General features: G+C 68.3%; 19 protein-coding genes and 1 other RNA gene. 7 read left to right on the plus strand and 13 right to left on the minus strand.

What is annotated here, in order from left to right:
• Positions 1–21: 21 nt before the first annotated feature.
• The 5 genes from JWM94_RS03935 to ssrA all read right to left on the minus strand — a co-directional run bounded on the left by JWM94_RS03935 (position 22) and on the right by ssrA (position 3,545).
• On the minus strand, positions 22–1,236 hold the full coding sequence (locus JWM94_RS03935; RefSeq protein WP_299422093.1) for a sugar-transfer associated ATP-grasp domain-containing protein: 1,215 nt from the start codon (positions 1,234–1,236) through the stop codon (positions 22–24).
• Between the two features lie 215 nt (positions 1,237–1,451).
• A complete protein-coding gene (locus JWM94_RS03940; protein ID WP_299422097.1) occupies positions 1,452–1,796 on the minus strand; it encodes a PilZ domain-containing protein in 345 nt (114 codons plus the stop codon).
• A 62-nt stretch (positions 1,797–1,858) separates the two neighbouring features.
• Positions 1,859–2,224, minus strand: coding sequence for a VOC family protein (locus JWM94_RS03945; protein ID WP_299422100.1), 366 nt, complete (start codon positions 2,222–2,224; stop codon positions 1,859–1,861).
• Positions 2,225–2,228: 4 nt separating this feature from the next.
• The gene (locus JWM94_RS03950) at positions 2,229–3,002 is read right to left on the minus strand and encodes a class II aldolase/adducin family protein (protein ID WP_299422103.1); all 774 of its coding nucleotides are present in this window, start codon (positions 3,000–3,002) and stop codon (positions 2,229–2,231) included.
• A gap of 164 nt (positions 3,003–3,166) precedes the next feature.
• Positions 3,167–3,545: a transfer-messenger RNA gene (gene ssrA, locus JWM94_RS03955) on the minus strand.
• Positions 3,546–3,775: 230 nt separating this feature from the next.
• On the opposite strand from ssrA, the gene JWM94_RS03960 reads away from it, so the two are divergent.
• Positions 3,776–4,207 (plus strand): Rrf2 family transcriptional regulator, encoded by a 432-nt coding sequence (locus JWM94_RS03960; RefSeq protein WP_299422106.1) that lies wholly within the window; start codon positions 3,776–3,778, stop codon positions 4,205–4,207.
• A gap of 123 nt (positions 4,208–4,330) precedes the next feature.
• Here JWM94_RS03960 and mscL read toward each other — a convergent pair whose 3' ends face one another.
• On the minus strand, positions 4,331–4,765 hold the full coding sequence (mscL, locus tag JWM94_RS03965; protein ID WP_299422110.1) for a large conductance mechanosensitive channel protein MscL: 435 nt from the start codon (positions 4,763–4,765) through the stop codon (positions 4,331–4,333).
• Positions 4,766–4,909: 144 nt separating this feature from the next.
• Between mscL and JWM94_RS03970 the strand changes: the two genes are divergently transcribed.
• The 4 genes from JWM94_RS03970 to JWM94_RS03985 are packed head-to-tail and all read left to right on the plus strand — an operon-like array spanning position 4,910 to position 7,593.
• Positions 4,910–5,494, plus strand: coding sequence for a LemA family protein (locus JWM94_RS03970; protein ID WP_299422113.1), 585 nt, complete (start codon positions 4,910–4,912; stop codon positions 5,492–5,494).
• Positions 5,495–5,519: 25 nt separating this feature from the next.
• Positions 5,520–6,389, plus strand: a complete 870-nt coding sequence (locus JWM94_RS03975; protein WP_299422116.1) for a YgcG family protein — start codon at positions 5,520–5,522, stop codon at positions 6,387–6,389.
• Positions 6,389–7,069, plus strand: a complete 681-nt coding sequence (locus JWM94_RS03980; RefSeq protein ID WP_299422118.1) for a hypothetical protein — start codon at positions 6,389–6,391, stop codon at positions 7,067–7,069. The genes JWM94_RS03975 and JWM94_RS03980 overlap by 1 nt, the downstream gene beginning before the upstream one ends.
• Positions 7,070–7,086: 17 nt before the next feature.
• The gene (locus tag JWM94_RS03985) at positions 7,087–7,593 is read left to right on the plus strand and encodes an NUDIX hydrolase (RefSeq protein ID WP_299422130.1); all 507 of its coding nucleotides are present in this window, start codon (positions 7,087–7,089) and stop codon (positions 7,591–7,593) included.
• Here JWM94_RS03985 and JWM94_RS03990 read toward each other — a convergent pair.
• Together JWM94_RS03990 and hrpB are read right to left on the minus strand one after the other, a co-directional pair.
• Complete coding sequence (locus JWM94_RS03990; protein ID WP_299422121.1) at positions 7,590–7,871, minus strand: ETC complex I subunit; 282 nt, start codon at positions 7,869–7,871, stop codon at positions 7,590–7,592. The two genes, JWM94_RS03985 and JWM94_RS03990, sit on opposite strands and share 4 nt — an antisense overlap.
• A gap of 16 nt (positions 7,872–7,887) precedes the next feature.
• Positions 7,888–10,398 (minus strand): ATP-dependent helicase HrpB, encoded by a 2,511-nt coding sequence (hrpB, locus tag JWM94_RS03995; RefSeq protein WP_299422122.1) that lies wholly within the window; start codon positions 10,396–10,398, stop codon positions 7,888–7,890.
• Between the two features lie 50 nt (positions 10,399–10,448).
• On the opposite strand from hrpB, the gene JWM94_RS04000 reads away from it, so the two are divergent.
• Positions 10,449–11,423 carry a cation diffusion facilitator family transporter gene (locus JWM94_RS04000; RefSeq protein ID WP_299422123.1) on the plus strand — a complete coding sequence of 325 codons (975 nt, stop codon included), beginning with the start codon at positions 10,449–10,451 and terminating at the stop codon, positions 11,421–11,423.
• On the opposite strand, the gene JWM94_RS04005 is transcribed toward JWM94_RS04000, so the two are convergent.
• Genes JWM94_RS04005 through JWM94_RS04015 form a run of 3 tightly spaced genes read right to left on the minus strand, consistent with a single transcriptional unit; the run spans position 11,420 to position 14,009 of the window.
• Positions 11,420–12,580 (minus strand): NAD(P)/FAD-dependent oxidoreductase, encoded by a 1,161-nt coding sequence (locus tag JWM94_RS04005; protein WP_299422124.1) that lies wholly within the window; start codon positions 12,578–12,580, stop codon positions 11,420–11,422. The two genes, JWM94_RS04000 and JWM94_RS04005, sit on opposite strands and share 4 nt — an antisense overlap.
• Positions 12,581–12,589: 9 nt before the next feature.
• A complete protein-coding gene (locus tag JWM94_RS04010; protein ID WP_299422125.1) occupies positions 12,590–12,976 on the minus strand; it encodes a DUF1801 domain-containing protein in 387 nt (128 codons plus the stop codon).
• A gap of 16 nt (positions 12,977–12,992) precedes the next feature.
• Positions 12,993–14,009, minus strand: a complete 1,017-nt coding sequence (locus JWM94_RS04015; RefSeq protein WP_299422126.1) for a polyprenyl synthetase family protein — start codon at positions 14,007–14,009, stop codon at positions 12,993–12,995.
• Between the two features lie 101 nt (positions 14,010–14,110).
• On the opposite strand from JWM94_RS04015, the gene JWM94_RS04020 reads away from it, so the two are divergent.
• A complete protein-coding gene (locus tag JWM94_RS04020) occupies positions 14,111–14,395 on the plus strand; it encodes a chorismate mutase (protein ID WP_299422127.1) in 285 nt (94 codons plus the stop codon).
• Here the strand turns inward: JWM94_RS04020 and JWM94_RS04025 are convergent.
• Both JWM94_RS04025 and JWM94_RS04030 read right to left on the minus strand, forming a co-directional pair.
• On the minus strand, positions 14,392–15,399 hold the full coding sequence (locus tag JWM94_RS04025; protein WP_299422128.1) for an aldo/keto reductase: 1,008 nt from the start codon (positions 15,397–15,399) through the stop codon (positions 14,392–14,394). The genes JWM94_RS04020 and JWM94_RS04025 overlap by 4 nt on opposite strands.
• The coding region (locus tag JWM94_RS04030; protein ID WP_299422129.1) for an MFS transporter at positions 15,396–16,621 on the minus strand (1,226 nt) is incomplete at its 5' end. The genes JWM94_RS04025 and JWM94_RS04030, both read right to left, overlap by 4 nt.

A 16,621-nucleotide genomic window follows, 5' to 3' on the forward strand; every position in this document is an offset into this window, starting at 1 on the left:
GCGGATCGTCGCGCGGCGCCGCTAGCCCTGGCGCCGGTCCGATCGCGCAGCCGCCCAGCGCGCGAACAAGTGCATCAGCGGGACCGCGCCGGGCGCGCCCTCCCCCATCCACCGCACGATCAGGTAATCGCTGCCGCTGTTGCCTTCGAGGATCACCGGGCCGTCCGGGGTCAGGATCACGTCCCAGCCGATCAGCGGCAGCCCGGGGAAGGCGCGCGCCGCGGTCTCCACCGCGTGCGCCGCCGCGGCGAACCCCGGCAGCATGCGTCCGGCGATCGGCGCGTCGCCATGCCACGGCGATGTCGCGAACCGCTTGCGCGGCGCGCCCAGCCAATAGCCCGCCAGCAAGCTCCCCGTCGCGATCTCTACCGGCACGCGGAGCGTATCGCGCAACGGGTGGCCGCGCTTCTCGCCCGGCACGACGATCGAGAACGACCCCGAATGCAGGAACGGCGCGCCGCCCGGCTCGCACGCGGTCATCAGGCGGAGCACCGGGGGTGCTCCGTCTTTGGTGCCGAGGTCGGCAAGCTCGGGGACGCCGGCCAGGCGTTGCTGCACCAACAACGCGTCGTTGGCGGCGGCGTCGCGCAGCCGGGCGGTCGCATAGGCTTGGTCGCGCCGCGCGCCGTCGATCCAATAGCCGTCGGGTGCCAGCCGCAGGACGCTGAACGCGTTCTGGCTGCGGCGGCCGCTGCGCGGCTTGACGAACATTTCGCTGCCCTCGGCGGGCAGCGCGGGCGCTTCGGTACCGGCGGGAATGACCGCGAGCAGCCTGGGCGTCGCGACGCCGACTTTCTGGAGCGCGGCTTCGGTCGCCAGCTTGTCGGCGAGCACTGCCGGCTGGTCGGGATTGCCGACCGCCGACTGGATTTGCCAGAACGCCCGGGTCGATACCGGCCGGCGCTCCGCCAGCGTTCGCCGCCACGCATAGGAATCGCGCGGGTGCAGCCCGAACAGGCACGCGTCGGCATATTGCCTGAGCGATTCGCGCGCGCGAAATCCGAACTTGCGCGCCGCGACCCGCACCATCGACGCCGCCTTGAGGCACCACAGCAATCGCGAGACGGCGACGACGACCGGTCGGACCACGCGCGGAACGCTGCGCAGCCGGTGGCGCGTGACGAACGCGATCAGGCGGCGGGCGGCGGGGTCGGCGGGCGCGAGCAGGCCGCGGCCATCGACCGGGAGCGCGTCCCAGAAGCGGCGGAGCGCACTGTCTTGCTGCCTCGAGTCCACCCTGCTGATCCCCGGTATGAGCGTTGCCGGAGTCCGGTCGGCGGCTGGGTATCAGGGTTTGTCGGCGCGGGCCAGATCGACGGATGCGAAGCGGCAAACGGGCTGCTGAACTGCCAACACGGGAGTAAATCCCGTGTCGTCGGACGGCGCCATGGCGCCGCCGGCCGGCACGGCGCCGGTCGCGATTTAGCGGTCGCTAAATCTTGGCGCCGTGCTCAAGCGCTCGACCGCGCGATGTGATCGACCACCGCGGGGTGGAGCGGGATGTCGAACTGGACGCCCATCCGGCCTTCCTCGTGCCACACGACCTGGCCGGCGAACGACTGGAACTTGGAAATCGTCACGAAGATTTTCGCGCCGACCGGATAATAACCCGGCGCGCTGATCGCGCAGCCGCCGACCGACAGGTTCTGGATCGTGCCGGTCTCGCGCCCACCTTCGCGCGCACGCACGGTGACCGACGTCCCGACTTCGACGCGGCCGAACTTGCGCTGCTCGACGCGCGGCGACTTTTCCAGCGTGCAGGCCAGGTTGAGCATGGCGCCAGATTGACGCAGCATTCGTTACCGTGGGGTAAACAAAACGGCGTCGCGCGGTGAGTTGTGGCGGCGGCCCGGAACGGTCAGCGGCGAATGAAGCGCAGCGTGTTGCCGTCAGGATCGTCGGCGTAGAATTCGCGCGTGCCCCAGCTCTGGTCGGTCGGGCCCTGATGGACCGGCGATTGCGGCTTGTGCGCGGGGTCGAGGCCGTGGGCGCGGAACTGCGCGAACAGCGCGTCGACCTCGGGCACCAGCACCGCGATCGCCTGCCCGATCACGCCGTCGCCGCCATGGCTCGACAGATGCAGCTCGGCGCCGTCGCGCGTCAGCACGCTGAAGCTCGGATCGGCCATAGCGGGCCACGTCCCGACCTGCGCGAAATCGAGCACGTGCGTGTAGAAATCGACCGCCCGCGCCATGTCGGTGACGCGGACCGTCGGGACGATCACCGCGTCAGTTCCGGAAAGACGGGTCGATCCGGTCGAGCTTCCGCAGCAATGCCGGCCACGCCAGCATCTGCGCCGCCATCGCCATCCCGCCCGGGGGCGTCTGCCCCGCGACCTTTTCCTCGGTGCCCTGCGGCGGGTTGTTGAGGTTCTCCAGCCCGGCCGACAGCATCATCACTTGCGCCTGGCACGCGCGTTCGAGGAAATAGAGCCGCAGGAAACAATCGCCGACGGTCTTGCCGACCGCGAGCGTACCGTGGTTCCTGAGGATCATCGCGTGCTTCTCGCCCAGATCCTCGACCAGCCGCTCGCGCTCGTCGAGGTCGGTCGCGACGCCCTCATAATCGTGATACGCGACGTTGTGCTTGGCGATCATCGCGGTCTGGGTGTGAGGCAATAGCCCGAACTCCATCGCCGACACCGCCTGGCCGTGCGGGGTGTGGAGGTGCATCACCGCGGCGGCATCCTCGCGCGCCATATGGATCGCCGAATGGATCGTGAACCCCGCCGGGTTGACCGGATGCTCCGACTTGCCGACCGGATTGCCCTCGGTGTCGATCTTGACGAGCGACGAGGCGGTGATTTCCTCGAACATCATGTCGTACGGGTTGATCAGGAAATGGTGCTCGGGGCCGGGCACGCGCGCCGAGAGATGCGTGAAGATGAGGTCGTCCCAGCCGTACAGCGCGACCAGCCGGTACGCCGCGGCGAGATCGACCCGCGCTTCCCATTCGCCGGGGGCCATTTCGGTGGTGGTATCGACTTCCGCCAGCGTTGCCATGTCAGCTCTCCGATTCTTCGTCGGGCAAAGCATACCGCAATTTCAAACGCGAGGGAAAGAGCCGGATGCGGCGTGGCGAAGCCACGCCGTCGGTCCTCGTTTCACGAGGCCGGCCGCGCTTCGCGCCGGGCGCGGATTAGCGGCGCTAATCCGCTGCGCGAAGCAGTGGGGGACTTCTGTTGCCCGGTGTCCCCCGAACCGCTGGAATCCCTTCTGTTGCCCGGTGGGTCCAACCGCGCATTTTAGTCTAACCTTGGGCCGTTAAGCCGTGGGGTTAGGCCGCCATAGCGAGTGCTTCGTTATCGTTGGCACTTGTGTATGGGCCGTCACGGTGGTCCCATTCCGAGCAAAAGACAGCGCCGTTCAACACACGTCGATCCTGGTTCGGCCCCGTCAGGAATGGTCCAAGGGACCGCTCTTGGTGGAGCCGCCGGGTACTGCCCCCGGGTCCGCTGCGCCTATTATACGCCATCGTTTATCGCCATAGCCGGGCCGAAACCCTTGCCCGGCCAATATAGGGGCTTCGGAATTAAAGAAAAGTGCGGGAGTCTATTTGCGGCGCTCACGCGCCGGTGCGGTACCAGCCCGCCCCCCCACCCGACCTCCCACAGCGTATCCTGAAATGGGAGTTCGGGTGGGGGAGCGGGCTGGTGCCGCACGCGATTAGCGCAGCCATCGCCAGATAAGCTGTTGCGGTTAAGCCACGCTGTATCGCCAAAAAGCACCGCTCCGCCTTCCCCCCGCCACATTGTCGCGTAATAAAGTATCCCACCATGTTGACGCAGCGTTCCCGCTACGCGCTCCGCGCGATGCTCTATCTGGCCGAGGCGGAGGCAGGCGGGCCGCCGATCCCGATGAACCGAATCGCCGACAGCGCCAACGTGCCGCGCAAGTTCCTCGAACTGATCCTCGCCGATCTGCGCGAGGCCGGTTTCATCCACAGCCATCGCGGCAAGATGGGCGGTTACTGCCTGTCGCGCCCGACGCATCTGATTTCGCTGGGGGAGATCATCCGCGTGATCGAGGGGCCGCTGGCGCTCGTCCCGTGCGTCAGCCGCACCGCGTATCGCCGCTGCGCCGATTGCAAGAGCGAGGCGAGCTGCGCGATCCGCATCGCGATGGCGCGCGTCCGCGACGAAACCGCGCGGATCCTCGACGGCACGAGCCTGGCCGATGCCGTCGCCGAGGATCTGGCGGCGGCCTGAGCCGATATATTCGTAACCGGATCAGCGTCGACATGTGCTCCGGCGAAGGCCGGAGCGTTGGCGATCGGAGCTATGCCGGCCAACGCTCCGGCCTTCGCCGGAGCACGACTTTCGTTGAACGGGCTAAACCCTCTTAGCGCGTAATTCGTCGCGGATTTCGCGCAGCAGCACGACGTCGGCGGGATCGCCCGCAACTTCTTCCGGCGCGGGCGGCATCATGCGGTTCACCGCGCGGATCATCAGGAAGATGATGAACGCGACGATCAGGAAATTGACCGCCTGGGTGATGAATTCGCCGTAACCGAGCAGGGGCACGCCCGCCTTCTTGAGCGCGGCGTAATCGGTCGATCCGGCCAATGCGGGGGGTACCTTGTCGGCGTTGAGCACCAGGAAATGGCTCGAGAAATCGAGCCCGCCGAACACCTTGCCGATCAACGGCATGATGATGTCGTCGGTCAGGCTGGTGACGATCTTGCCGAACGCCGCGCCGATGATCACCGCGATGGCCAGGTCCATCACGTTGCCGCGCATGATGAACGCCTTGAATTCCTTGAACATATCCGACCCCTTCCTGTTGGCAGGCTGATGCAGGTTAGGCGCGCTTTCCTCACCCCCGCAAGCTGGCTGTGTCGCATTTCCCTTTTCGCCGGATTGGCGACCTCCTACATTGCGCATCACCAAGGGATCAGGAGGGTTATCCCCATGAAGTTTCGTGCCGTCATCATGGTCGCCATCGTCGCCACGCTCAGCGCGTGCGGGATCAATTCGGTGCCGACCGCCGAGGAAAATGCCAAGGCGCGCTGGGCCGATGTCCAGAACCAGTATCAGCGCCGCGCCGACCTGATTCCCAATCTCGTCGCCACGGTAAAGGCGGCCGGGGCGCAGGAGAAGTCGATCCTGGTCGAAGTGACCAACGCTCGCGCATCGGCCAACCAGGTCAAGGTGGCGGGCGATGACCTTACCGACCCCGCCAAAATGGCGGCATACCAGCGCGCGCAGGCCGGCATCACGCTGTCGCTGCAGCGGCTGCAGGAGGCGTATCCCGAGCTCAAGAGCCAGGGCAATTACACCGTGCTGTTGAGCCAGCTGGAAGGAACCGAGAACCGTATCAGCATCGCGCGCACCGATTACAATGCGGCGGTGCAGGCGTATAACACGCGCATCCGTACCTTCCCCGATGCGATCGGCGCCAAGATCTTCTACGGCGCCAAGCCGATGGTGCCGTTCCAGGCGACGACCCCCGGCGCAGAGACCGCGCCGTCGGTCAATTTCGGCAATTCGAACTGATCGTATCAAACAGGAGATCGGGGCGATGACGCTCCGCAGGCTTTGTGCGTTGCTGGCACTGCTGCTGTTCGCGGCAGCGGCGCCGGCAACCGCGCAGACCTTTCCCAAATTCACAGGCTTCGTGGTCGACGCCGCCAACGTCATCCCGCCCGATGTCGAAGCCGCGCTGACCGCGAAGCTCGATGCCCTGCAAAAGGACACGCACCGCCAGCTGATCGTGGCGACGATCCCCGACCTGCAGAGCTATCCGCTGGAGGATTACGGCTACAAACTCGGCCGCGCCTGGGGCGTCGGGCTGAAGGACGTCAACAACGGCATCATCCTGTTCATCGCGCCGAACGAACCCGCCGGCCATCGTGGGCCGCGGATCGAGGTCGGCAACGGGCTGGAGCCCGTCGTGACCGACGCGCTGGCGAGCGTGATCATCAACGACAAGATGATCCCGTTGCTCAAGGCCGGGCAGGTGCCCGAGGCGATGACCGCAGGGACCGACGCGTTGATCGAGCAACTCCGTGCGAGCCCCGACGAGGCGAAGGCGCGAACCGACGCCGCGATCGCCGATTTCGACAAGCAGCACAAACGGGCGTCGAGCGGCAGCGGCGGCGGCTTCCCGGTCGGGTTCATCATCTGGGCGATGATCATCGGCTTCGTCATCCTGTCGGGCCTGCGCGAGCGCGGGCGCGGCAAGCGTTATCGCAGCGGTCTAGGCCCGGTGGTCCTGTGGGGCCCCGGCCTCGGCAATTGGGGATCGGGCGGCGGATCGTCGTGGGGAGGGGGCGGCGGTTCGTCCTGGGGCGGCGGCTCCGACAGTGGCGGCGGCGGATGGGGCGGCGGCGGCTTTTCGGGCGGCGGCGGCGGATCGTTCGGCGGCGGCGGCGCGTCGGGGGGATGGTGATGGCGGCATTCCCTCTGAGCGACGCGGATCGCGAACTGGTCGGCGCGGCGGTGGGCGCCGCGGAAGCCGGCACCGATGGCGAGATCCTGACGATCATTACCCCGCGGTCGGACGAATATCGCGACACCGGGTTGATCGCCGGCGCGATGGCGATGCTGCTGGTCGTGGCGATCGCAACGCTCGACCCGCGCCTGCTCGATGCGCCGCTCGGTGCGTGGGGCGGCGGATGGGGAGAAGCGCCATCGATGGTCGCGCGGCTGGCCGTCTTGCTGATTGCCGAGGCGGCGATGTTCGGTTTGTCTCTGCTCCTCTTTCGTGCGCCCGGCCTGCGGATCGCGCTCACACCTAAACCGGTCCGTGCCGCGCGCGTGCGCGGGCGGGCGATCCGCTATTTCAAGGTCGGCGCCGAAAAGCGCACCGCCGCGCGGGTCGGGGTGCTGCTCTACCTCTCGCTCGACGAACGCCTCGCCGAGATCGTCGCGGATGAGGCGATCCACGCCAAGGTCCCGCCCGAAGCCTGGGGCGACGCGATGGCCGCGTTGGTCGACCAGGTCCGCGCCGGGCGCCCGGCGCAGGGCATGGCGGCGGCGGTCGCTCGGATCGGCGCGATCGTCGCCGAGCATTTCCCCAAGACCGACGCCGACGTCAACGAATTGCCCGACCGGCTGATCGAATTGTGAGCGTGACCGACGCCGACATGGCGGAAGAAACGGTTTGGTCGGGGCGCTTCCTCGAAATGAAGAAGCGCGGCCGCTGGGAATATGTCGGGCGGGTCGGGGGCACGCAGGCGGCGGTGGTGATCGCGATCGACGACGGGCACGTCTTGCTGGTCGAGCAGTATCGCGTGCCGCTGGGCCGCGCCTGCCTCGAACTGCCCGCCGGACTGGTTGGTGACGAAGAGGCCGGCGAAAGCGCCGAAGCCTCCGCCGCGCGCGAACTCGAAGAGGAAACCGGCTATCGCGCTGCGACCGTCACGTCGCTCGGCACCTTCTACGCCTCGCCCGGGATGGTCAGCGAGTGCTTCACCTTGGTCCGCGCCGAGGGGCTGACCAAGGTAAGCGACGGCGGCGGGACGGCGGACGAGAATATCATCGTGCATCGCGTGCCGCTGGCGAGGCTGACCAATTTCATCGCCGAGCGCCGCGCCGCGGGGACCGCGATCGACGTCAAGCTGCTCGCGCTGATCGGGCCGTCGCTACTCTAGCGGAAATTGTCGGCGTAGGCCTGCAGCTTGAGCGTCCGCGTCGGCGCCGGAACGACGCTGAACGCCAGCCCGGCCTTCTCGGCATAGGCGATCGCCGCCTCGACGCTGGCGAAGCCCAGCCGCACCTGTTCGCGCGTGTCGCCCGATCCGGCCCAGCCGGTCAGCGGATCGGGCCGCATCGCCTCGGCGGGCTCGAAGTCGAGCACCCAGGCATCGGTCCGCGCGCGGCCGGACTGCATGGCGTTCTTGGGGCGTTGATAGATGCGGGCTTTGGCCATGGGGTGTCCTGTAACGCTACTTCGCGCGCCTTGCATCAGCGTTTTTGGTGCGCAGCGTCGGCGCGGCGCCGGCGGGGTCGTCGGGCCAGGGATGGCGCGGATAGCGGCCGCGCATTTCCTTCGCCACTGCGGCCCAGCTTCCGGCCCAGAAGCCCGGCAAGTCGCGCGTCGTCTGGATCGGGCGGCCGGCGGGCGAGGTCAGGCTGAGGACGAGCGGGACGCCGTTCGCGACGGTCGGATGCGTGGCCAACCCGAACAGCGCCTGCGGGCGGAGCTCCACGGTCGGACCGGCCTCGGCGGCATAGTCGATCGCCGCGCTCGATCCCGCGGGCGTGTCGAGCCGCGCCGGGGCGATGCGATCGAGCGCGCGCATCGCGTCCCAGCCAACGAGAGTGCGTAGCGCTTCGGCGAGATCGGCGTCGGTGATTTGCGACAGGCGGCGCTTGCCGGTCACGAGCGGGGGCAGCCAGTCGTCGAGGCGCTCGGTCAGCATCGCATCGTCCAGCGCATCGTCCCAGCCATGCGCCGTTGCGAACCTCGAGCGGGCGCGTAGCGCGGTCGCGGTCTCTCCCCATGGCAGCAGCACCAAGCCATGCGCGCGCACGCCCTCGACCAGCGCGTCGGCGATAGCGACCGGATCGGCGTCGGCATCCGGTCCGCTCGCCAGCACGATTGCCCCGAGCCGCCGTTCGCGAACCGCCTCGACCCCGCCGGTCGCGGGATCGAACGCGAAGCGGCGTCTGGTCTCGATGCGGTCGGCGAACAGCGCCTCGACGCTCGCCTGGTCGATCGCCGCCGCCGACAGGATGCGCGCGCCGGCGGCAATCCCTTGAGTCTCGCCGACGGCGAGCCACTCAGCGGTGGCGAGGAGGTCGGCCGGATCGAGCTTGAACCCGCGCCCGCCGACCGACGCCCAGCGCTCGCCGGACGCATCGCGGCGGCGTGCGACGCGGTCGGGGAACGCGAGGGCGATGGCGACATTTACGCCGTCACCCCCGCGAAAGCGGGGGCCCATCTCCCGAACCGTGTCGCTTGCCACGACGGCAGGAGCTGGGTCCCCGCTTTCGCGGGGATGACGGATCAGGTTGGTCCACCGCTCCGCCAATCTTCGCGCACTTTCCGCCCGCTGCCCGCGCTCCCCGCGAAACCGCCGCACCCGTGCCTCCAGATCGACCCCCGGCCCGCCCAGCCCGCGCTCGCCGAGCAGCACCGCGACCTCGGCGGCCTCGCGCGCCAGCCCCATCTCACCCGCGCGCACCAGCATGTGCGCGAGCCGCGGCGGCATCGGCAGCCTAGCGATCGCCTTGCCATGCGCGGTCGGACGGCCATCGGCACCAAGCGCGTCCAACACCGCCAGCCGCGCTCGCGCCTCCGCCACTGCCGCCTCGGGCGGCGAATCGAGCCACGCCAGCGTCCGGGGATCGGCGACGCCCCAGAGCGCGCAGTCGAGCACCAGCGCCGACAGATCGGCCTCCAGAATCTCGGGCGGATCGAAGCGCGGCAGCCCGGCGGTCGCGGCTTCCTCCCACAAGCGATACGCCACGCCCGGCCCGAGCCGCGCGGCGCGGCCGGCGCGCTGCGTCGCCGCGGCCTGACTAGCGCGTTCGGTGACCAATCGTGTCATCCCCGCCGCGCGGTCGTAGCGCGGGCGGCGCGCGAGCCCCGAATCGACCACCACCGAAATCCCGTCGAGCGTCAGGCTGGTTTCGGCGATGCTCGTCGCCAGCACGAGCTTGCGCGCGCCGTCGGGCTGGGCGGCGATCGCGGCGCGTTGCGCGGGCGGCGCGATCTGGCCGTGGAGCTTGTGCAGCGCGATGCCGGGAAGCTCGCCGAGCCGCTCGGCGACGCGCTCGATCTCGGCGACGCCCGGCAGGAAGGCGAGCACCCCACCCGCTTCCTCGCGCAGCGCCAGCCGGATCGCGGCCGCCATCTCGTCCTCGATCCGCGCCTCAGACCGGCGGCCAAGATAATGCAGGTCGAGCGGGTAGCTCCGCCCTTCGCTCTCGATCACCGGCGCGTCGCCGAGCAATGTGGCGAAGCGCGCGCCGTCGAGCGTCGCCGACATCGCGACGATCCGCAGATCGGGCCGCAATGCCGCCTGCGCGTCGAGCGCAAAGGCGAGCCCGACATCGCTGTCGAGGCTGCGCTCATGGACTTCGTCGAACAGCACCGCCGACACGCCGGCGAGTTCGGGATCGGCCTGGATCCGCGCGACGAAAATCCCCTCGGTCATCACCGTCACCCGCGTCGCCGCCGAGCGCTTCGAATCCATTCGCGTGGCATAGCCGAAGGTCTTGCCCACCGGTTCGCCCGCCAGCGCCGCCATCCGCTCGGCGACGGCGCGCGCGGCGATCCGGCGCGGCGACAGCAGCAGAATTTCGCCGGTGCACCACGATTCGCCTAGCAGCGCGGGCGCCACCGCCGTCGTCTTGCCCGCCCCCGGCGGCGCAACGAGCACGGCGTTCGACGCTTGCGCAAGCAACGACAACAGCTCGGGGAGGACGGCAAGGACGGGCAAATCGCTCATGTTATGCGCGTCCTAGTATCACACCCCGCCCCGATGCTAGGCAGGCGACGATGCACGCCCCGCACGATCATAAAGGTCACGGCCACGACCCTGCGCACGATCATGGCGCAAAGTCTGCCGGCGGGCACGATCACAAGCATTCGCACGGTCCGGGCGGGCACAGCCACGGCCCGCTGACCTTCGACCGCGCGTTCGCGATCGGCATCACGCTCAACATCCTGTTCGTCATCGCCGAATTCGGCACCGGCTTCGTCGCGCAATCGGTCGCGCTGATGGCCGACGCCGGGCACAACCTCAGCGACGTGCTCGGGCTGTGCGTCGCCTGGGCCGGCGCGACGCTGGCGAAGACACTGCCGTCGAAGCGCTTCACCTACGGGCTCAAGGGTTCGACCATCCTCGCGGCGATGCTCAACGCGCTCCTTCTGCTGATGGCGATGGGCGCGATCGTGTTCGAAGCGGTACAGCGGATCGGCGAGCCCGCCAACGTCAAGGGCATGGTCGTCGTCGTCGTCGCGGCGGTCGGCATCCTGGTCAACGCCGCCACCGCCTGGCTGTTCGCGCGCGGGCAGAAATCGGACATCAATTTGCGCGGCGCGTACCTCCACATGGCGGCCGACGCGACCGTCTCGGCGGGAGTGATGCTGGCGGGGCTCGCGATCTGGTGGACGGGGGCGGCGTGGATCGACCCGGTGACGAGCATCGTGGTGTCGATCCTGATCTTCTGGCAGACGTGGGGTCTGCTGCGCGAAACGGTCGAAATGTCGTTGAACGCCGTCCCGCGCGCGATCGATTTCGATCAGGTAACCGAAGCGCTTTCCGCGCTGCCCGGCGTCAGCGCGATCCACGACCTCCACATCTGGCCGATGTCGACCACCGAAACGGTGCTGACCGCGCATCTGGTGATGGCCGCGCCGGCGGGCGAGAGCTTCCTGACCGACGCGCAGAAGATGCTCCATGACCGCTTCGCGATCGGCCACGCGACGATCCAGATCGAGCGCGACGGCAATTGCGGGACCGATTGCTAGGCGAGACCCAGCCGCCGCATCGGACCGCCGACGACCCCGGCCACCATCGCTGCCATGATCTTGGGCGCGGGCCACGTCTTCGCCAGCGGCGCTACGATCACGTCGCGGAGCCACGGCAATAACGTGCTGTCCGACTGATAGACCGGCGTGAACAGCCGGCTCATCAGTTGATACATCGATACCTGCTCGCGGCGCAGCGACACGGCAAGCGCCAGCGCGTTGGGGAGCGATTCGCGCTCGCGCAGGGCGAACGCCAGCGCCCAAGCGTCGAGCAGCGCCATGTTGACCCCCTGCCCCAGTTGCGGGCTGGTCGAATGCCATGCATCGCCGAGGTGGATCAGGCCGGGCTCGCGCGGATCGCGCAACGTGCGGTGCGCGTAGCGTGCGAACGTCAATTGATCGGGGTCAAAGATTTGGTCGAGCAACGGCTCGGTCGCCGGCCATAGCGTGCGTACCTCGCTCTTCCATGCGTCCAGTCCGGCGGCTCGCCATGCGTCCAGTCGATCGGCGCGCAACGACCAGAAGAAAGCCGCTTGGCTCCCCCCGATCGGCAGCACCCCGACCATCCGGCTGGCGGCGTGATAGCGTTGTTCGAGCGCATGGCGGTCGAACCCCGGTACCCAATCGAGGCTCGTCCATAACGCGCCAAATGCCAGCTCGCGCCCGGCCGACGGCGCGAGCGCACTGCGCGACCCCAGCGCATCGACGATCAGATCGAACGGCCCGGCGCGTTTGCCGTCGGCGAAGAGCAGCGACCCGCGCTCGCTCCCCACGATCGTCCGCCCGCCCTCGATAGCGATCCCCGCCTCCGCCACCGCGCGATGAAGCAAGTCGAACAGCGTGGCACGGTGGATGCCGACCCCGAATGCGTGGGCGTCGAGTGCGGCATAGCGCACGTCGAGCACCGTCCGCCCGGACTCGTTCATCCCGAACAACCGGTCGATCCGCGCGCCGCGCACGACCAGCGCGTCCTCAAGCCCGAGTTCGCGCAGAACCGCGCGGCCAGTCGGCTGAATCATCAGCCCGGAGCCGATCGGTCGCGGCGTCTCGAACCGCTCGAACAAGGTAACGCAATGCCCGTCGCGGTGGAGTAGCAACGCGGCGGCGAGCCCGCACGGTCCGCACCCCGCGATCGCGATGTCGAGCGATCGAGTCACCGTGCGCCGTCAGGCGAGCTGGGTCGGGTCGCCGAGTTCGGCATTCAACGTGGCGGCGGCGCGCGCCAGTTCGGTGATCTGGCCGGGATCGATGCTATCGCCGGCGTGAAACGTCCAGTTGGCGAGCTCGTACTTGCCGCTTGGCTTCATTGCCGGTTCGCGATCGCACAGTCTTTTTCCGCGCCAGAAACCGAGCAGCACGCGATCGTCCTCGGCATGGATCAGGATGGCCGGGCCGTTAGAGGCAAAAACCAGATTGCGCCACTTGACCGTTTCGACAAACGGCGCCGCCCCGACAATCGCGGCGCGCAGCGCGTCAACCAGCGACCGTTGCCATGAACCAAGCGCGGCGAGCCATGCCTCGGGATCGGCCGGCGCGGGGTCGGTGGCCTTCATGCCGCGCATGGCGCGGTCAGTATGCCCGCGCTACGGCGAACTCGACCGCTTCGCCCATCGCGTCGCGCGCCTTGCCCGGCGCGAAGCCGGCAATCGCGTCGATCGCGCGCTGGCCGTAATGCCGCGCGCGCGCCAGCGTGTCGTCGATCGCGCGGGTGCCGCGAACCAGATCGACCGCATGGGCGAAATCGTCGTCCGACGCGCGGTGGCCGAGGATCGCGTCCTTCCAGAACTTGCGGTCAGCCTCGTCGCCGCGCGCATAGGCCAGGATCACCGGCAGCGTGACCTTGCCCTCGCGGAAATCGTCGCCGGTGTCCTTGCCCATCGTCCCGGCGTCGGAGACGTAATCGATCGCGTCGTCGACCAGCTGGAATGCGACGCCGAGGTTGCGGCCGAACGCGTCGAGCGCGGCCTCCTCGCCCTCGGGCCGCTCGGCGACCACCGCGGCGATCCGGCACGCGGCGGCGAACAGCGCGGCGGTCTTGGCGCCGATGATGTCGAGATAGCGTTCCTCGCCCAGATCGACGCGGCGCGCGGCGGTGAGCTGGTTGACCTCGCCCTCGGCGATCACCGCGCTGGCATTGGACAGAATCTTGAGCACCTTCAGGCTGCCATCCTCGACCATCAGTTCGAAGCTGCGGCTGAACAGGAAATCGCCGACCAGGATCGACGCGGGGTTGCCCCAGATCAGGTTCGCAGTGCGCTTGCCGCGGCGCAGGTCGCTGCCGTCGACGACATCGTCATGGAGCAAGGTCGCGGTGTGGATGAATTCGACCGCCGCCGCCAAGCGATGGTGGCGGTTGCCGGTATAGCCGAGCAGTTTCGCGCTCGCGAGCGTCAGCATGGGGCGCATCCGCTTGCCGCCGCCCGCGATCAGATGCCCGGCAAGCTCGGGGATCAGCGGGATTTCGGACTGCATGCGGTCGAGGATCACCGCGTTGACCGCGTTCATGTCGGCCGCGACCAGGGTCATCATCGGCGCGAGGCTCGGCTGCGGCCGGTTGGGATCGAGGCGATGGATCGTGGCGCTCATCTTGGCCCGCGATGTGGCGGAGCGCGGCGATGAAGGCAAGCGCAGGTTGCGCATGCCGGGATGCATGCGCCACAAGGCGAGCGAATCGAAGGGGCGAGGCGATGAGCGACGACGTGCTGGACGGCTATCGCAGCAGCATCGACAATATCGATGCGGCGCTGGTCCATATCCTCGCCGAACGCTTCAAGGTGACGCAGGCGGTCGGCCGCTACAAGGCGCAGGCCGGGCTGCCCCCGGCCGATCCAGGGCGCGAGGAGCGCCAGATCGCGCGGTTGCGCAAACTCGCCGCCGACGCGCGGCTCGACCCCGAGTTCAGCGAGAAATTCCTGCGCTTCATCATCGACGAAGTGATCCGCCACCACGAACAGTTGCGCGACGAAGCCTAGGCAAGCTCTTCGCCGGGGAGCAATTCGGTATCGACCGTCGCCTGCGCAAATGCGGCGTAGCGCGCGCCGCGGATCGTGCCGGCGAAGAGGCTCGCGGCTTCTTCGAGCACGTCCGGCGCGACGGTGATCGTCGCCGCCGCGACATCCTCTTCCAGATGCGCGATGCTGCGCGTGCCCGGGATCGGGATGATATCGTTGCCCTGCGCCAGCACCCAGGCGAGCGCGAGTTGCGCGGGGGTACAGCCCGCCTCCAGCGCGAGCGCTTCGAACTTTGCCACGACCGTGAGGTTGTGCGCCAGATTTTCACCGGTGAAGCGCGGCATGGTCAGGCGGATATCGTGCTTCTCGAAATGATCGTCGCGGACGCCGCGCGCGAGCATCCCGCGCGCGACCGGCGAGAAGGCGACGAAGGCGATCCCGAGCTCGCGGCACGTATCGAGCACCGCGACTTCGGGATTGCGCACCATCGGCGAATATTCGCTCTGCACCGCCGCGATCGGATGGACCGCGTGCGCACGGCGGATCAGGTCGGCGCCCATTTCGCTGAGCCCGATCGCGCCGATCTTGCCCGCTTCGACCGCTTGCTTGAGAGCGCCGACCGAGTCTTCGATCGGCACGTTGCGGTCGGGCCGGTGGAGATAATAAAGGTCGATATGGTCGGTGCCGAGCCGCGCCAGCGCGCGGTCGAGCGTCGCAGCGATCGCCGCCGGGCTGCCGTCGAGCACCCGGCTTTTGCCGTCGGGCGCGTCCATCACGCATTTGGAGGCGAGCGTGAATTCGCCTTTGCGGTGCATGACGTAGCGCTGGATCAACCGCTCGCTCTGGCCGAGGCCGTAGATCGCCGCGGTATCGAGGAACGTCACGCCGAGATCGAGCGCGCGGTTTAGCAGGCGTCCCGCTTCCTCCTCCGACGGCGGCGTGCCGTAGGCGTGGCAGATGTTCATGCAGCCCAGCCCGATCGCGGAGACGGTGAATTGGCCGATGCTGCGGGTCGGGAGAGTCATGACATGCTTTCGGGATTGGGAAGATCGCCCTCCAGTACCGGCGCAACCTTGCGTTGTCGCGGTTCGCGGACACGAAAGATGAGGAGCAGCACCGCGACGCCGAGGAACCCGAACGAGGTCCACAAAACCAGCGGATAGCCGTACTTCCACGCGACCAGCCCGCCGACCACCGGGCCGATCGCGGAGATCGTCCCCTCGATCGTCGTCGACAGCGCCAGCCGCATGGCGACGTCGGCGCGCTCGCCGAATTCGAGCACCATCGTCTGCTGGCTCATCTGATACCCCGACGCTCCGGCGCCCAACCCGCAAAATGCGGCGAACACCGCCCAGGGGTGATGGACCGTGAGCAACAGCACGATCGCCCCGGCCCAAATCGCCGCCGCGAGCACGAAGGTCGAGCGATACCCGGTACGGTCGCCAAGATTGCCCCACAGCAGGTTCGACGCGGTGTCGGCGCCGAGATAAGCAAGGCTCAGTTCGCCGATCACCGTCCCCGACAGGCCGAGTTGCTGCCCGGCGTAGAGGATATAGAACGGCGTCCCCATCCGCGCGGCGACGCAGCACGCCTCCGCCAGGATGAACCAGCGATAGCCGCGATCCTCGAGCAATTGCGGGAAGGTCTTCACCCGATCGACGAACTTCATCGGCGCGCGCACGGTGACGGGGACCGGCTCGACCATCCACAGCCGCAGCACGGTCAGCCCCATGCTGGTCAGCACGAACGCGACGAAGAAGGTCGTGGCGTAGCCGTTGCCGAGCACGTTGCCGCCGATCAGCCAGCGCCCCGCCGCGTAGGACAAGGCGGCCGCGATGATCCCGCCGGTCACGTTGCGATACGCCTGGAGCCGCCCGCGGCGCTGGAGCGGGATGACCTTCGCCATCAGCATCTGGAACGCGACTCGCTGCGTCCCGTTGAACGCACCGAGCAGGAAGAACAGGCCGAGCGTGACGACCAGCAACATGTCGCCGCGCAGAAACCAGCCGGCCAGCGCCATCCCCAGGATCATCACCCGCATCAACGTGCCGGTGCGGATCGCGTAGGGGAGGATGCGCTCCTTGGTCTCGAACCGCGACGCGCTGAAGATCGGCGAGATCGTCGCGCCGAGCTGGAGCAATGCGCTGCCCAGCCCGACCAGCGCGTCCGACCCGGTCAGGCGGTGGATATAGGTCGGCATGAAGGTCGGCGCGTAGATCAGCCGGAACCCGGTCATCCCGAGCATGC

The organism is Sphingomonas bacterium, assembly GCF_028289855.1.
In the GTDB taxonomy this organism is placed as follows: Bacteria; Pseudomonadota; Alphaproteobacteria; order Sphingomonadales; family Sphingomonadaceae; genus Sphingomonas.

Coding starts and splice junctions, on each gene's coding strand:
- JWM94_RS04020 (WP_299422127.1), top strand. CDS start 14,111: ATGAGCGACGACGTGCTGGACGGCTATCGCAGCAGCATCGACAATATC.
- JWM94_RS04010 (WP_299422125.1), bottom strand. CDS start 12,976: ATGAAGGCCACCGACCCCGCGCCGGCCGATCCCGAGGCATGGCTCGCC.
- JWM94_RS03975 (WP_299422116.1), top strand. CDS start 5,520: ATGACGCTCCGCAGGCTTTGTGCGTTGCTGGCACTGCTGCTGTTCGCG.
- JWM94_RS04025 (WP_299422128.1), bottom strand. CDS start 15,399: ATGACTCTCCCGACCCGCAGCATCGGCCAATTCACCGTCTCCGCGATC.
- JWM94_RS03950 (WP_299422103.1), bottom strand. CDS start 3,002: ATGGCAACGCTGGCGGAAGTCGATACCACCACCGAAATGGCCCCCGGC.
- JWM94_RS03970 (WP_299422113.1), top strand. CDS start 4,910: ATGAAGTTTCGTGCCGTCATCATGGTCGCCATCGTCGCCACGCTCAGC.
- mscL (WP_299422110.1), bottom strand. CDS start 4,765: ATGTTCAAGGAATTCAAGGCGTTCATCATGCGCGGCAACGTGATGGAC.
- hrpB (WP_299422122.1), bottom strand. CDS start 10,398: ATGAGCGATTTGCCCGTCCTTGCCGTCCTCCCCGAGCTGTTGTCGTTG.
- JWM94_RS03985 (WP_299422130.1), top strand. CDS start 7,087: ATGGCGGAAGAAACGGTTTGGTCGGGGCGCTTCCTCGAAATGAAGAAG.
- JWM94_RS03960 (WP_299422106.1), top strand. CDS start 3,776: ATGTTGACGCAGCGTTCCCGCTACGCGCTCCGCGCGATGCTCTATCTG.
- JWM94_RS03980 (WP_299422118.1), top strand. CDS start 6,389: ATGGCGGCATTCCCTCTGAGCGACGCGGATCGCGAACTGGTCGGCGCG.
- JWM94_RS03940 (WP_299422097.1), bottom strand. CDS start 1,796: ATGCTGCGTCAATCTGGCGCCATGCTCAACCTGGCCTGCACGCTGGAA.
- JWM94_RS04000 (WP_299422123.1), top strand. CDS start 10,449: ATGCACGCCCCGCACGATCATAAAGGTCACGGCCACGACCCTGCGCAC.
- JWM94_RS04015 (WP_299422126.1), bottom strand. CDS start 14,009: ATGAGCGCCACGATCCATCGCCTCGATCCCAACCGGCCGCAGCCGAGC.
- JWM94_RS03990 (WP_299422121.1), bottom strand. CDS start 7,871: ATGGCCAAAGCCCGCATCTATCAACGCCCCAAGAACGCCATGCAGTCC.